The organism is Paracoccus binzhouensis (genome assembly GCF_016446475.1).
Lineage (GTDB): Bacteria > Pseudomonadota > Alphaproteobacteria > Rhodobacterales > Rhodobacteraceae > Paracoccus > Paracoccus binzhouensis.
Map to the genome: position 1 here is coordinate 1 of NZ_JAEHFP010000115.1, position 13244 is coordinate 13244.

Below are 13244 nucleotides of genomic sequence, written 5' to 3' on the forward strand. Positions count from 1 at the left end.
CCCGCTACGACCGATGCCCAAAGGGCTTTCGCTCAGCGATCGCTCTCGCCGCAACCGTCATCTACTGGTTATGAAACCTGAGCCTAGCTCCCCCGATGATGCCGAGGATGAAGCGGATGACGATGTCCCAAAGAGCCCTGATATGGGCGAGAATCTTGCGGATGCTGTGCCCACAGGCGCAGAGCACGGCAAAGAGCGCGTCGCCGCTCCTGCCCTTCAGGGGGCATCTGGCCAATCCGCCGTCTGATTTCATGTGGCCGATCTCGGGCTCGATGGCACTTCGCCGTTTGAGGAGTTTCGCCAGCGCCGGGGTGATGCCGCGTCGCTGGCCGCTGATCAGGACGCGGGTGGTTTCGACGCCATGGCCGCAATAGCCGCGGTCGACCACGGCAAGGCCGGGCCTCGTGTCGGTCAGGATTTCAACCTGTTCGAGGGCCGGTGCCAGGATGTGGCCATCATAGGGATTGCCGGGAAAGCTGCGGGCGCCGACTATGAGGCCGCCGTCGAGGGTGGTCGCGAGGCTGACCTTGGTGCCGAACTCATATCGCACCCGCGCCTTGCCCTTGGAGATGCAATCGACCTCGGGCTCATGCAGGGAACAGAGCTTGTCCTTGCTCTTCGGCCCCTGTTCCAGCAGGCGCCCGACCAGCCAGAGCGCGCCCAGCACCTGTCCGCGCAACGTGCCCTCGGGGATGGGACTTGTGGATCGGCGGCAAGTCCTTCAGCCCGTCGAAGCCCTGCGTCTGAAAGCGGCGCTTCCATTCGTAGAAGCTGGTCCGGTCCATGCCACGCTGCCGACAGGCCTCGGCGACATTGCCGAACTCTCGCGCCAACTCAAGCACGCTCATTCGTTGCTGAGCAACCTTGCTGGCGGCATCGCGCGGCGGCGACTTCCGGGTCTTCGATGTTCCATCCATGGGCGGTTCTTCCTTCCCGAAAATAGCACGGAAAGAAGATTAAGAGGACAGATGAAGCGGCTGAAGGAGGACGGGGTCGTGTGCTCGGGCGGCGCCGCTCCGAAGCGCTCCGGATCGCCGAAATCCCGAGAAGGAAGGGCCATGACCACCGACGGCAGGATTGTAACGGTTCGGCTCTCGATCGAGGAGTTCGATGCGCTTGGCCGCGGCGCGACAGCGGCATGGTCAGCGAGATGGGAAAGGCGCCCCTTGCCGCCTGCCAGCGCGGATCATAGTCAAGGCTGACCGCCCCCCGCCCGTCCACCGCCAGCTGGGCGACATCGAAGCGGTCATGGAAGATCGGGACGATCACAGCGCCTCATCCAGATCATAGCCGCCGCTCTCGCCACCTTGCCGAGGGCGGGCCGAGAGCGTTTCCGCATCAAGACCCAGGGCATCGAACACCCGCTGATACGAGGACAGCCGCGTGTCGCGGGTGCCGTTTTCAAGGTCCGAGAGCGTCGCCAACGCCACGCCGCTGAGCCGCGACAGGTCGACCAGCCGCAACCCCTGCGCGCGGCGCGTGTCGCGGATCAGCCCGCCCAGCCGGGTTGCCAAGGTCTCGCCCATGCGGTCCTTTTCTTATTCATTGGAAACATGGCAGCGAATGACGGTCGTCGCAAGCCGGTTTCCAATATGTTGAAAATCCGCGCCGGCATGAGTCTCGAACGGAGCCATTTCCAACAGATTGGAAATCTTGGCGCATGGAAAAAGCTTGGGAGCCGGGTGGACTCGCGCGATATTCACGGGGAACGCCATTCAAACGACAAAAAGCGTGAACGCGGTCATCGGGCAACATTCCGAGGCGCTTGCCAAGCAGCTTCATGCTCAGCGGGAATCGCTGTTTCCACCCGATGCCACGAAGCAGATGCGCAAGCCCACCTCGGGCGAGGCGGCGGCGCTGCTGGGGGTGAATGACAGCCACCTGCGCAAGCGGCATCTGGACGGCAAGGGCCCCTTGCCCGAGACCGCGGCAGGCAACCGCCGGCCCTATTCGGCGCAGGACCTGCATGACCTTGGGAAACTTCTTGAAAAGACTGCCAGAAAGCCGGGGCTACCGGCCCGGCCGGCGCGAAGGCAGCCATCTGCACATCATCGGCGTGATGAACTTCAAGGGCGGATCCGGCAAGACCGCGACCGCGGCGCATCTGGCGCAGCGGCTGGGGCTGGACAAGGACAGCGCCGCGAGGCTGACGCGAACCCGGGATGGTTTGCGACCGGAGGTGCAAACCAAGGGTCATCTGTGGACGCCCCGAAGGAAGCACGGGGGTTTCCAGGCGGCGTCCACGAATGAGTCTAGGCGGCCAGGGACAGCGCCTCGGTGCGGGCCTGGGCCGCGGCGACGGCCTTTGCGGCGGCCTCGGGGCCAAGGGCCAGGCCTTCGACATGAAGAACCTCCAGGTCGGTCATGCCCATGAAGCCCAGCACCGTCCGCAGATAGGGAACCGCATGGTTCATGCCCATCGCCGCGCCCTCGGAATAGACGCCGCCGGAGGCCAGGACCACGTAGACCTTCTTGCCGGTGGCCAGCCCCTCGGGGCCGTTCTCGGTATAGCGGAAGGTCAGGCCGGCGCGGGCGACGTTGTCGATCCAGCTTTTCAGCGTGGAATAGACGCCGAAATTGATCAGCCCGGTGGCGATGACCACCGTGTCCGCGGCCAGCAGCTCGGCCACCAGCTTGTCGGAATGATCGGCGGCGGCGGCCTCTTGCGCGTTGCGGGCCTCGGCCGGCTTGCGGATGGCCGCGGTGGTCACGGTGTCCAGATGCGGGATCGGCGCGGCGCCGAGATCGCGATGCACGACCGTGGCACCGCCCTTGGCGGCAAGCGCCCGGGCCAGATCGGCCGCGACCTTGCTGGAGAGCGATTCATCGCCGCGCGGGCTGGAGGTGACGAGCAGAATGGAGGACATGATCTTTCCTTGCCTTGACAGAAACTCGCACGGGCCGGGCCCGTTGCTTCGGACTGTTAGATAAGGCTGGCTCCCCATCCAGAAAACCGATAAAATATCGAAAAAATCCATCGACAGATTGGATGATATGCCATGGACGCCAATCCCACCCTGGACCAGCTGCAGGTCTTCCTGGCCGTTGCCGAGACCGGCGGCTTCTCGGCCGCCTCGCGCCAGCTGAACCGGGCGCAATCGGTGGTCAGCTACAGCATCGCCAATCTCGAGGCGCAGCTCGAGGTGGCGCTTTTCGAGCGCGGCGGCTCGCGCCAGCCCAGGCTGACCGAGGCGGGCAAGGCCCTGCTGGCGGATGCGCGCCGCATCGTCGCCGACCTGCAGGTGATGCGGGCCCGGGCCAGGAGCATCCGCCAGGGGCTCGAAGCCGAGCTGTCGCTTGCCATCAGTGTCATGGTGCCCTCCGAGGCGGTGGTCGCGGCGCTGCGCGGCTTTCGCGACAGGTTCCCGGCGGTGGCGCTGAACCTGACGGTGGGCGAGCTTGGCGTGGTCATGGAGCTGGTGGCCGGCGGCAGGGCCGATATCGGCATCGGCGGCGCGCTGCTGCGGCAGGACGATCTGCTGGTCGCGGAACGGATCGGGCATTCCTTCATGGTGCCGGTCGCCGCGGCCGAGCATCCGCTGGGCCGGATCGGGCGGCCGCTGACCATCGCCGATGTGCGCGAGGAGGTGCAGCTGGTGGTGACCGACGCCTCGGGCCTGACCAGCGGGCGGGACTTCAACGTGCTGTCCTACAGGACCTGGCGGGTCAGCGACATCGCCACCAAGCACCAGCTGATCCGGGGCGGGCTGGGCTGGGGCGGGCTGCCGGCGGCGCTGGTCAGGAAGGACCTGGCGCGGGGCAGGCTGGTGGCGCTGCAGCTCGATGCCTACGAGCTGGGGGAATATCCGCTTTACGCGCTGCGCCGGTCCGCCAATCCGCCCGGCCCGGCCGCAGGCTGGCTGATCGAGGCCTTCCGGCAGCGGCTTGCGACCTGCCCCAGCCGTGCCGATTTCTCGGCGATGCTGAGGGGCGGCGCGGCCAAGGATACGGCCAAGGACAGGGCGGGGGGCGCGGCGGGATAGCCGGCCGCCGGTCGCGCGCCGCCCCCGCCCGGCCCTGTCCCGGCGAGAGGTCGCCTGCCCCGGGCGGCAAGGATTGACAGCTTATCCGGGGCCGGGCGTACTGGGCTTTCCATGACATCGAGGGGGGAGCGCATGGCTCGGATTGACGGCACGAACAATGCCGAGACCCTGGTCGGAACCTTTCTTTCCGACGATATCTACGGTCTTGGCGGCAACGACACCCTGCGTGGCGGCTTCGGCGCCGACTGGCTTTACGGCGAGGACGGCAACGACCAGCTTTTCGGCGGCTTCCAGGGCGACTGGCTGCGCGGCGGCAATGGCGCCGACAGGATGAACGGCGATGACGGGGACGATTACTTCGACGGCGGCGCCGGCGCCGACCTGATGCGCGGCGGTTCGGGCGACGACATCTTCGACCAGACCAGCCTGGGCGAGGTGCCCGGCGACCGGATCTTCGGCGGCGCCGGGATCGACCTGCTGCGGCTGGACCTCGGTGCCGTGGCCGGCCCGGTCGATTTCGCCATCCAGGATCCGACGGTGACGGTCACCATGCGGTTCGGCTCGGCCCCGGCCTTCTCGTTCCGCGAGATCGAGGCCTTCGAGATCGCCGGCAGCGACTATGCCGACCGCCTGGCCGGCTGGCTGAACGGCGACACGCTGGAGGGCGGCCTGGGCGCCGACACGCTGCTGGGCGGCGGGGGCATGGACGAGCTGTCCGGGGACGACGGCAACGACATGCTGCGCGGCGGCAACGACGACGACCGGCTTTACGGCGGCGCCGGCGCCGATTCGCTGCTGGGCGAGATCGGCCGGGACATGCTGCAGGGCGGCTCGGGCAACGACACCGCGCTTGGCGGCTTCGGCGACGACGATCTCGAGGGCGGCGACGGCGGCGACCGGCTGATCGGCGGCGATGGCAATGACAACCTGGTCAGCGACGGCTACTATTCCGACGAGGGGCGCGAGCGCGACCTGCTGCAGGGCAATGCCGGCAATGACAGCCTGTGGATCGGCATCAACGACCAGGCCGACGGCGGCCTGGGACTGGACCGCATCCATGTCGAGTTCAGCGCCGTGACGGCGGATGTGGTCTGGGCCTTCTCGCCCGCGCTGAAGCAGTTCGGCAACGGCACCCGCGTGGTCAATGCCGAGGTGCTCGACTATGACGGCGGCCATGGCCGGGACCAGGTGACCGGCTGGATCCATGCCGACCGGCTGAACGGCCATGACGGCAACGACCGGCTTGGCGGCGGCGGCGGCAACGACACGCTGGACGGCGGCCGCGGCGCCGACCTGCTGCGCGGCGGCAACGGCAACGACCTGCTGCAGCACGAATCCGGCCGCGACACCCTGAACGGCGAGGGCGGCAACGACCGCTTCCTGATCGGCTTCGACGAGGCGGTGAACCTGCCCTATCCCGTGGCGGTCGATGGCGGCCTGGGCGTGGACACGGTCAGCTTCAGCAGCTACGAGCTGGGGGCGGTGGTCGACCTGGCCGACCAGTCGCGCAATAGCGGGCTGGCCCATGGCAAGACGCTGCGCAATGTCGAGGTGCTCGAGGGCACGGCCCTGGATGACCTGTTCCTTGGCGGCGGCGGCAACGATGTGTTCCGCGGCGGCGACGGCGGCGACCTGCTGAACGGCCGCATGGGCAACGACCTGCTGTCGGGCGGCGAGGGTTCGGACATCCTGACCGGCGGGCTGGGGCGCGACGTCTTCGATTTCACCGATTACTCCGCCTTCGAATGGCAGGGCGACGTGATCACCGATTTTCACCGCGGCCAGGACGTGATCCGCCTCGACCGTTCGGATTTCGGCGCCGGGCTGCGGCTGGTCAATGCCGCGAACCCGGTGGTGACCGGCGCGGCGCCGGCGCTGATCTTCGAGACCGACAGCCACCGGCTCTGGTATGATGCCGATGGTGCCGGCGGCGGCGACAGCCCGCGGCTGCTGGCGGTGCTGAACGGCGTGGGCCAGCTGGCCATGTCGGATTTCGTCTTCGTCTGACCCGGCCGGGGCGCCGCCGCCGTCCCGCCGGTGGTGCGGGCGCCCCGGGCCGGTCCCGTCAGCGACCCTTGAGCCGGTCGGCGGACAGCGCCCCGGCGCCGGTGGTCGCCAGCAACAGGAAGACGAAGCAGAACAGGATGGCCGCATCGCCGCCATTGGCCACCGGGAACGGGCTCTTGGGGGCATGGACCATCCAATAGGCGAAGGCCATGTGCCCGGACAGCACGAAAGCCACTGGCCGGGTGAACAGGCCCAGGATGATCAGGGCGCCGCCGATCACCTCCAGCAGCCCCGAGATCAGCGGCAGCATGCCCAGGGTCTCGGGGCCGGGGATGGGGATGCCGAACAGCTTTTGCGTTCCGTGCTCGAAATAGAGCAGCCCGGCGACGATGCGGAGCGCCGCGACCGCATAGGGCTGCAGCGCCGAGAGCATGCCAGTCATTACCGTCCCTCACCTTTGGGTTGATGATGCCGACAGTGAATAGCCACGACCGCCGGAATGCAAGCCGGCTGAAGACCGCATCCCGGCGCGGCCTTCCGGGATGCAGGACCGCCGCGGCGACGGGCCGCCGGCTCAGTAGCCCGGGCGCGGCACCAGCCCCATCAGGGTCTGCGACAGCCCGCCATCGACGACGATGTCCTGCCCGGTGACATAGGCGGCGCGCGGCGAGGCCAGGAACAGCGCCGCGTCGGCCATGTCCTCGGGCTTGGCGATGCGCTGCAGCGGCACCATGGCCTCGCGCCGGGCCCTGACCTCGGGATCGGCATAGAAGCCGGCGGAGAGCGGCGTCAGCACCAGCCCCGGGCTGACGCAGTTCGAGCGCACGCCGCGCGGCCCCCATTCCTGCGCCAGCTGCCGCGACAGCATCAGCGTCGCCGCCTTGCTGGCCGAATAGGCGCCCGAGGCCGGCTGCGGCTGGGTGCCGGCGATCGAGGCGACATGCACCAGCGCCCCCTGCCCGCGCGCCAGCATCGCCCTGCCGAAGGCCTGCGACATCAGCAGATAGCCGGTCAGGTTGATGCGCAGCATGGCCGACCAGTCGGCCTCGGCCACGCTTTCCAGCGGACCGGGGCGCAGGATGGCGGCGTTGTTGACCAGCACGTCGACGCCGCCCTCGGCCTCGACCCGCTCGGCCGCCGCCGCGATGTCCTCGGGACGGGAGATGTCGCAGGCCATGGCGAAGGCGCCGCCGCCCAGCTCTTGCGCCAGGCCCGGCAGCGCGGCAGCGTCGCGGTCCAGGGCCACGACGCGCGCGCCCTGCCCGGCAAAGGCGCGGGCCAACGCCCGGCCGATGCCGCCCGCCGCGCCGGTGATCACGACGATCTTTCCGTCAAGTTGCAGCCAGCTCATGGTCTTCTCCTTGGTTCGGGGAATGCAGCCCGGCAGGGCTGCGGCAATCTGGGGGGTTTGGCAGCGCGTGAAAATCGGCTAGGTCGGAGGCAAGGAGATCCGCATGCAATCCGACCGTTTCGACCTCAACCGCTGCATCGGCGCGCTGAGCACCCGTTTTTCCAGCCGGCTGGGCACCGGCGCCTCGCAGGAATATCACCGGCGCTTCCAGATCGGCGTGGTGGAATGGCGTATCCTGTGCCACCTGGCGGTCGAGCCCTGGTCGAACGTCATCGCCATGGCGACCTCGATCGGGCTGGACAAGAGTTCGGTCAGCCGCTCGCTGGCGGCGATGGAGCGGCGCGGCCTGGTCGAGATGCGCGACGGCGCCCGCCGCTCGCGCGAGGCGAACCTGACGGCCGAGGGGCTGGCGCTGCATCACCAGGTGCTGCCCGTCGCCCGCGCGCGCGAGGCGGCGCTGCTGACCGGCTTCGACGCCCGGGAAACCGAGCAGCTGCTGGACTATTTCCACCGCCTGATCGCCAATCTTCCCAAGGTCGAGGAAGACGCGCAGCGCCGCGCCGGCCAGCACGACTAGGCCCCGCCCGCCGGCGGGGATCCCGAAGGCCCCGCCAGAGAAGGCAAGGCCGCGGCGCGCAGCAGCCGGTCCTCTTGCGCGACGATCAGGTGGCCCGAGGCGCGCAGGTATTCCGCGAAGGCGGGATCGCTGTCGCGGGCCTGCCAGCGCGCCTCCATGTCGGCCATGTCCCTGTAGGCCCACAGGTGCACGACCTGGTTCAGCGGGCCGACCGTGCTGGTATAGAAGCCGATGGGCGCGCCCAGGCTGCGCAGCAGCACCGGCATGGCCAGCCGGTCGAAGAGCTCGAGGAACTCGGCCATCCTGCGCGGCGCGATGGTATAGAAGCGCAGGTTGACCAGCGGCCGGTCGGCGGGTGGGGTGAACATGGCTGTCTGTCCTATGCCGATGCGGTGGTGGTGGTGGCGGTGGCGGCCGTGGCAGCTGTGGTGGCGGGCAGCTTCCCGGCCAGCGCCAGCCCGGCGACATAGCCGAAGGTCATGGCCGGGCCGATGGTGATGCCCGCGCCCGGATAGGCCCCGCCCATGATCGAGGCCGCGTCGTTGCCGGCCGCGTAAAGCCCCGGGATCGGCGCGCCCTGCCCGTCCAGAACCCGCGCCCGGCTGTCGGTGACCAGGCCGGGAAAGGTGCCCAGGTCGCCCATGACGATATGCAGCGCATAGAAGGGCGCGGCCTCGACCGGGGCCACGTTCGGATTGGGCCGGTGCCCGGCATCGCCCAGGTAGCGGTTGAAGCCCGAGCTGCCGCGCCCGAACTGGCGATCCTCGCCCCGGCGCGCGCCGTCGTTATAGGCCGCGACCTCCTCGGCCAGCGCCGCGGCGGGAACGCCGATCTGCGCCGCCAGATCCGCAAGCGTCCTGCCGCGCTTCAGATAGCCGCTGCGGATATGCGGCCCCAGCGGCACCGGATAGGGCTTGACGAAGCCAATGCCGTATTTGCGCACCGTGCGGTGATCGGCGATCAGCCAGGCCTCGGTCCGGCCCAGGCCGCGGCAGGTCTCGATCATGGCCGCGCCGACATCGTGATAGGACCGGCTTTCGTTGACGAAGCGCCGCCCGGCCGGGTTCACCATGATGAAGCCGGGCTTGTAGCGGTCCACCAGATGCGGAAAGGCCACGGCGCCGCCCGGGAAGGGCACCTTGCTGACCGGCATCCAGGCCGCGGCATTGGGCAGGCCCTGCGCCATGTGCCCGCCCGCGCGCTCGCCAAGCGCGATGCCGTCGCCGGTATTGCCCTCGGGGACCGGGGTGAAATGCTCGCCGCCCTCGCGCAGATGCGGATAAAGCGCCCCGGTCCGGGCCGGGTCGCGGGCAAAGCCCCCCGCCGCCAGCACCACGCCGCGCGCGGCGCCGATCTCGCACCGCCGGCCGGCGATGCGGGCGACGACGCCGGCGATGCGGCCGTCCCGGGCCAGCAGTTCCTGCACCAGGGCGTCGGTGACGATCTCGATGCCCAGGTCAAGGGCAGATTTCGCCAGCCGCGCCGCCAGCGCATTGCCCGAGGTCAGCTGCACGCCGCGCCCATAGCGCGCCAGGTGCAGCAGGTGCACCCCCAGCCGCCGGGCGACATAGGCGGCCGAGACCGGCGAGCGGGTGGCGTTGAAGAAATGCTTCAGGTCGTCGTTCGAGGAGTTGAACATCATCCCCATGAAGGTGATGGTCTTCAGCGGCGGGCGCAGGCGCCTGAACGCCTTGCCCAGCCGCCGGCCATCATAGGCCGCCGCCGTGACCGAGCGGCCGATCTGCACGCCGCCGGGCGCCTCGGGGTGGTAATCGGGATAAAGCGAGGCGGTGAACTTCACCTCGGTCCGGCTTTCCAGGAAGCGCAGCATCTCGGGGCCGTGGTCCAGATAGGCATCGACGACATCGGCGTCGTACTTGTCGCCGGCCTCGTGGCGCAGGTATTCGTGCACGGCGGTGCGGTCGACCCGGGTGCCGCCCTGCGCCTCGGGACGGTCCTGGAAATGCGGGTTGCCGGGGATCCAGGCCACGCCGCCGGAAAAGGCGGTGGTGCCGCCGAAGACCGGCGCCTTTTCCAGCACGATCGCCGACAGGCCGTGCAGCTTCGCGGTGATGGCGGCGGTCAGCCCGGCCGCGCCAGAGCCGACGATCACCACGTCATAAGTGTCGTTGACGGTCATGTTCCGGCATCCTTTCCCTTAATGTGGTTGAATCTGCGCGCCGCGGGCGCGGATGAACAGCGCCGCGACGCCGGCGATCAGCAGCGGCAGGGCGAAGACCGCCAGCAGCGCGGCCAGGCCCAGCCCCTGCCCGATCAGGATGCCGCCCAGCATCGGGCCGATCACCGCGCCGATGCGGCCGATGCCCATGGCCCAGCCGATCCCGGTCGAGCGGATCTCGGCCGGGTAAAGCGCCGCGGCCAGCGCGTAGAAGGCGTTGAAGCCGCCATTGGTGGTGAAGCCCGCCAGATAGGCCAGCACCAGGGTCACGCCCAGCGACACCGACAGGTAGCCGAAGGCCGCGACCACGGCGGCGCCGCACAGCATGGCGATGCAGGTCACGCGCTGCAGCCCGTAGCGGGCGCCAAGCGCGCCGATGACGAAGGTGCCGGAAAAGCCGCCGAAATTGAACAGCGCCCCGGCATAGATGGCGTTTTCCACCGCCAGGCCCGATTGCACCGACAGTTGGGTGATCCACGAGACCAGGAAATAGAAGGACATGAAACCCATGACGATACCCAGCCACAGGCACAGCGTCCCGGCCAGCCGCCCCTCGGCGAACACTGCCGCGACCGAGGCCCGGCGCGTCTCGACCCGCGACGGCAGCGCCGCCAGCGCCGGCTCGCCCAGCCGGGACAGCAGCCGGTTCAGCCGCGCCAGCGCATCCCGGGGCTGCGTCCGTTTCAGGAAGTCGATGGATTCGGGCATGACCAGGACCACCAGCGGCAGCGCCGCCAGCGAGATGCAGCCCGCCCCGGTCAGCATCATGCGCCAGCCCTGTTCGGGCAGGTGATGGGCGACGACCAGCCCGGTGACCACCGCCCCCAGCGCATAGCCCGAGATCGCCGCGGCGACGACCATGCCCTGCTGCCCGCGCGGCGCGAAATCGGCGGCCATGGTGGTGACGCTGGCCAGGAACGCGCCCACCGAGGCGCCGATGATGGCGCGCAGCACCACAAGCTGGGTGATGTCCTGCGCCCGGCTGCTCAGCAGCATGGTCGCGGTGATGACGCCCAGCAGCGCGATGATCAGCGGCCGGCGGCCGAACCTGTCGGCCAGCGGCGCGATGAATAGCCCGCCCACCGCCATGCCGGCCAGCGAGGCGCTGAAGACGGTGCCAAGCGCCTCGGGGCCAAGCGCCCATTCGGCCTTCAGCACCGGGGCGATATAGGACATGATGACGATGTCCATGCCGTCGATGGCATTGAGCAGGAAGCAGATGAACACGACTGCGATGCGCAGGGGCGTCCAGCGCCCGCTTGCGGATGGCGCGGTCTTGTCCGCGGTCAGGATGAAATCGGCCATAAGTCCCCCCTTTGCCGATCACGGCACGAGCCCGCCCGGGCCGCGAAACCGGGTTTCGCGGGCGGATCCGAACCGTATGCCGATGTTGCTGCGTCGCCGTCTCCTCTGCGACAGCCCCGTCGATAGGAGAGAGAATCGCTCCGGTCAATCTTTTTGTTGCGGTCGCAACACAACCCGGGCGATTTGTGATCGCTGCCCCCGGGGCCGCCGGGGCCCGGATGCGCGATCCGCGGGCCATGGCGGGCGGCACCGGTCCGTCTTCGCTGCGCATCTTCCCGTGCACGGGCGTGGCGATCCCCGGGGCCGCTGGTGGAACGGGCCCAGCGGATATTGGGCGCCAGGATCATCTCGGCCTGGGGCACGACCGAGAACGGGGAAGGAGCCGCAGATCCGCGGCCCCGACGGCACGCCGATGCCCCCGGGGCGGGAAGGCGTCCTGTTCCTGCGCGGCTGCTCGAACTTCCCCGGCGATCTCAAGCGGCCGCAATGGAACGCCACCGATGCCGAGGGCTGGTGCGACACCGGCAATATCGCGCGCATGGACGAGCAGGGCCAGACCCGCATCTGCGGCCGGTCCAAGGAGGTCGGCGCCGCGGCGCCGAGAGCATCGCGATGATCGAGGTCGAGGCGCTGCCTTGCAAGCATCCGGCCGTGCCGCCGGCGGCCATCGCCGCCTATCCCGACGAACGGCGGGGCTTTGGCCGGGCGAACCTCTCGGTTTTCGGCGCTGCTCCTGCCATGGCTTCAGCCCCGCCCATGACAGCGCGCCTTGCTGCCATCGCCGGCAAGGGGGCCGGCGCCGCCCGCAGCTAGGGGCGCCGCGCCTGGATCAGGCGCCACCAGCCCTCGATGCTGGGCGCCTCGAGCAGCTCCCGCGCGCTCAGGGCGATGCCCGCCTGCCTCAACTCGCCCACCAGCTTCAGGACCGACAGCGAATCCAGCCCCAGGAACAGCAGGTTTTCGTCCGGGGCGATCTCATCCTCGTCGGGGACAAGGGCCCGCACGCGCGATTCCAGCCATGCCCAGTCAAGCGTTTTGATAGGTGCACTGTCGTTCATTCCAATCCCGTCCCGTCCTGCGCGGCCAAGGCCCTCGACTTGACACCGCCATTAGTTGAGTATTTTTATCAACCAATATCGCCAGACGCAAGGGGATGAAGATGGACCTGACAGCCATGCAGGCAGCCTATTGGACCGGACGCGATTGGCAGGGACCGGGCGGCGGCGTCTCGGCGCATCTGCATACCGAGTTCCAGCCGGCGGGGCTGGAGCCGCGACGGCTGGACCGGGCGGTGCGCGCCCTGTTCCGCCAGCACCCGATGCTGCGGCTGCGGGTCACGGAATCGGGCCGGCAGGTGATCCAGCCGCTGGACGACCGCCACGCCCTGCGGCTCGACGACCTGCGGGATCTGGCGCCGGACCAGGCGCAGGCGCGGCTGGCCGCGACCCGGCGGCGGATGACGCATCAGCGGCTGGACATCGCCTCGGGCGAAGCGGCAGAGTTCCGGCTGAGCCTGCTGCCCGGCGGCGAACAGCGCCTGCATGTCGATCTGGACATGATCGCGGCCGATCCCTCCTGCTTCGGGCTGGTCATGGACGACCTGGCCCGGCTTTACGAGGATCCGGCCGGGCTGGCCGCGGCCGAGCAACCCGAGGGCTGCTATTTCGACTACCTGGCCCGGCTTGCCCCCGACCCGACGGCCGAGACGGCGGATCGGGACTGGTGGCGGGCGCGGCTGCGCGACATGCCGCCGGCGCCCTCGCTGCCGCTGCGCGACGGGGCGGCCGCGCCGGAAAGCACCCGGATCTCGGCGCTGCTGCCGCCGGCGCAAGCGGCGGCGCT

Annotated in this window: 15 protein-coding genes and 3 pseudogenes; 7 read left to right on the top strand and 11 right to left on the bottom strand. The window is 69.3% G+C overall.

Annotation, left to right across the window (positions count from 1 at the left end):
* Nucleotides 1-61 precede the first annotated feature (61 nt).
* The 4 genes and pseudogenes from I9P22_RS19690 to I9P22_RS19705 form a co-directional block, all read right to left on the bottom strand.
* Nucleotides 62-703: pseudogene (locus I9P22_RS19690) on the bottom strand (transposase); the annotation flags it as partial.
* Nucleotides 663-917 (bottom strand): annotated as a pseudogene (locus tag I9P22_RS19695) (helix-turn-helix domain-containing protein); the annotation flags it as partial. The pseudogenes I9P22_RS19695 and I9P22_RS19690, both read right to left, overlap by 41 nt.
* Entirely contained in the window at nt 835-1269 is a 435-nt protein-coding gene (locus I9P22_RS25080; RefSeq protein ID WP_199261341.1) for a HipA N-terminal domain-containing protein, read from the bottom strand. The pseudogene I9P22_RS19695 and the gene I9P22_RS25080, both read right to left, overlap by 83 nt.
* Nucleotides 1266-1526 carry a helix-turn-helix domain-containing protein gene (locus I9P22_RS19705; RefSeq protein ID WP_199261343.1) on the bottom strand — a complete coding sequence of 87 codons (261 nt, stop codon included), beginning with the start codon at nt 1524-1526 and terminating at the stop codon, nt 1266-1268. Before I9P22_RS19705 ends, I9P22_RS25080 begins: the two co-directional genes overlap by 4 nt.
* Before the next feature lie 187 nt (nt 1527-1713).
* Here I9P22_RS19705 and I9P22_RS19710 point away from each other — a divergent pair.
* Nucleotides 1714-2179, top strand: a pseudogene (locus I9P22_RS19710) (plasmid partitioning protein RepA); the annotation flags it as partial.
* Between the two features lie 73 nt (nt 2180-2252).
* On the opposite strand, the gene I9P22_RS19715 reads toward I9P22_RS19710, so the two are convergent.
* Nucleotides 2253-2867 carry an FMN-dependent NADH-azoreductase gene (locus I9P22_RS19715; RefSeq protein ID WP_199261344.1) on the bottom strand — a complete coding sequence of 205 codons (615 nt, stop codon included), beginning with the start codon at nt 2865-2867 and terminating at the stop codon, nt 2253-2255.
* A 132-nt stretch (nt 2868-2999) separates the two neighbouring features.
* On the opposite strand from I9P22_RS19715, the gene I9P22_RS19720 reads away from it, so the two are divergent.
* Nucleotides 3000-3983 (top strand): LysR family transcriptional regulator, encoded by a 984-nt coding sequence (locus tag I9P22_RS19720; protein ID WP_199261345.1) that lies wholly within the window; start codon nt 3000-3002, stop codon nt 3981-3983.
* Between the two features lie 132 nt (nt 3984-4115).
* Nucleotides 4116-5990, top strand: a complete 1875-nt coding sequence (locus I9P22_RS19725) for a calcium-binding protein (protein ID WP_199261346.1) — start codon at nt 4116-4118, stop codon at nt 5988-5990.
* Nucleotides 5991-6048: 58 nt separating this feature from the next.
* Here I9P22_RS19725 and I9P22_RS19730 read toward each other — a convergent pair whose 3' ends face one another.
* A complete protein-coding gene (locus tag I9P22_RS19730; RefSeq protein WP_199261347.1) occupies nt 6049-6432 on the bottom strand; it encodes a DoxX family protein in 384 nt (127 codons plus the stop codon).
* Between the two features lie 132 nt (nt 6433-6564).
* Nucleotides 6565-7341, bottom strand: a complete 777-nt coding sequence (locus tag I9P22_RS19735) for an SDR family NAD(P)-dependent oxidoreductase (RefSeq protein ID WP_199261348.1) — start codon at nt 7339-7341, stop codon at nt 6565-6567.
* 103 nt (nt 7342-7444) lie between these two features.
* Here I9P22_RS19735 and I9P22_RS19740 point away from each other — a divergent pair, with 103 nt between their 5' ends.
* Complete coding sequence (locus I9P22_RS19740) at nt 7445-7918, top strand: MarR family winged helix-turn-helix transcriptional regulator (protein ID WP_199261349.1); 474 nt, start codon at nt 7445-7447, stop codon at nt 7916-7918.
* Here I9P22_RS19740 and I9P22_RS19745 read toward each other — a convergent pair.
* The 3 genes from I9P22_RS19745 to I9P22_RS19755 are packed head-to-tail and all read right to left on the bottom strand — an operon-like array spanning nt 7915 to nt 11402.
* Complete coding sequence (locus tag I9P22_RS19745) at nt 7915-8286, bottom strand: NIPSNAP family protein (RefSeq protein ID WP_199261350.1); 372 nt, start codon at nt 8284-8286, stop codon at nt 7915-7917. The two genes, I9P22_RS19740 and I9P22_RS19745, sit on opposite strands and share 4 nt — an antisense overlap.
* Nucleotides 8287-8297: 11 nt before the next feature.
* A complete protein-coding gene (locus I9P22_RS19750) occupies nt 8298-10058 on the bottom strand; it encodes an FAD-dependent oxidoreductase (RefSeq protein ID WP_199261352.1) in 1761 nt (586 codons plus the stop codon).
* Between the two features lie 18 nt (nt 10059-10076).
* Nucleotides 10077-11402 carry an MFS transporter gene (locus tag I9P22_RS19755; RefSeq protein WP_199261354.1) on the bottom strand — a complete coding sequence of 442 codons (1326 nt, stop codon included), beginning with the start codon at nt 11400-11402 and terminating at the stop codon, nt 10077-10079.
* A gap of 412 nt (nt 11403-11814) precedes the next feature.
* On the opposite strand from I9P22_RS19755, the gene I9P22_RS24660 reads away from it, so the two are divergent.
* Together I9P22_RS24660 and I9P22_RS19765 are read left to right on the top strand one after the other, a co-directional pair.
* Entirely contained in the window at nt 11815-12018 is a 204-nt protein-coding gene (locus tag I9P22_RS24660) for an AMP-binding protein (protein WP_233253494.1), read from the top strand.
* Complete coding sequence (locus I9P22_RS19765) at nt 12015-12215, top strand: hypothetical protein (protein WP_199261358.1); 201 nt, start codon at nt 12015-12017, stop codon at nt 12213-12215. The genes I9P22_RS24660 and I9P22_RS19765 overlap by 4 nt, the downstream gene beginning before the upstream one ends.
* Here I9P22_RS19765 and I9P22_RS19770 read toward each other — a convergent pair.
* Nucleotides 12212-12406, bottom strand: coding sequence for a phosphopantetheine-binding protein (locus tag I9P22_RS19770; RefSeq protein WP_199261360.1), 195 nt, complete (start codon nt 12404-12406; stop codon nt 12212-12214). The genes I9P22_RS19765 and I9P22_RS19770 overlap by 4 nt on opposite strands.
* Before the next feature lie 155 nt (nt 12407-12561).
* On the opposite strand from I9P22_RS19770, the gene I9P22_RS19775 reads away from it, so the two are divergent.
* Nucleotides 12562-13244: condensation domain-containing protein (locus I9P22_RS19775; protein ID WP_233253496.1), on the top strand; the 683-nt coding region annotated here is incomplete at its 3' end.

Excerpts from the sequence above, each read along its gene's own strand:
- I9P22_RS19705 (WP_199261343.1), bottom strand. The coding sequence starts at position 1,526 with ATGGGCGAGACCTTGGCAACCCGGCTGGGCGGGCTGATCCGCGACACG.
- I9P22_RS19715 (WP_199261344.1), bottom strand. The coding sequence starts at position 2,867 with ATGTCCTCCATTCTGCTCGTCACCTCCAGCCCGCGCGGCGATGAATCG.
- I9P22_RS19720 (WP_199261345.1), top strand. The coding sequence starts at position 3,000 with ATGGACGCCAATCCCACCCTGGACCAGCTGCAGGTCTTCCTGGCCGTT.
- I9P22_RS19725 (WP_199261346.1), top strand. The coding sequence starts at position 4,116 with ATGGCTCGGATTGACGGCACGAACAATGCCGAGACCCTGGTCGGAACC.
- I9P22_RS19730 (WP_199261347.1), bottom strand. The coding sequence starts at position 6,432 with ATGACTGGCATGCTCTCGGCGCTGCAGCCCTATGCGGTCGCGGCGCTC.
- I9P22_RS19735 (WP_199261348.1), bottom strand. The coding sequence starts at position 7,341 with ATGAGCTGGCTGCAACTTGACGGAAAGATCGTCGTGATCACCGGCGCG.
- I9P22_RS19740 (WP_199261349.1), top strand. The coding sequence starts at position 7,445 with ATGCAATCCGACCGTTTCGACCTCAACCGCTGCATCGGCGCGCTGAGC.
- I9P22_RS19745 (WP_199261350.1), bottom strand. The coding sequence starts at position 8,286 with ATGTTCACCCCACCCGCCGACCGGCCGCTGGTCAACCTGCGCTTCTAT.
- I9P22_RS19750 (WP_199261352.1), bottom strand. The coding sequence starts at position 10,058 with ATGACCGTCAACGACACTTATGACGTGGTGATCGTCGGCTCTGGCGCG.
- I9P22_RS19755 (WP_199261354.1), bottom strand. The coding sequence starts at position 11,402 with ATGGCCGATTTCATCCTGACCGCGGACAAGACCGCGCCATCCGCAAGC.
- I9P22_RS24660 (WP_233253494.1), top strand. The coding sequence starts at position 11,815 with ATGCCCCCGGGGCGGGAAGGCGTCCTGTTCCTGCGCGGCTGCTCGAAC.
- I9P22_RS19765 (WP_199261358.1), top strand. The coding sequence starts at position 12,015 with ATGATCGAGGTCGAGGCGCTGCCTTGCAAGCATCCGGCCGTGCCGCCG.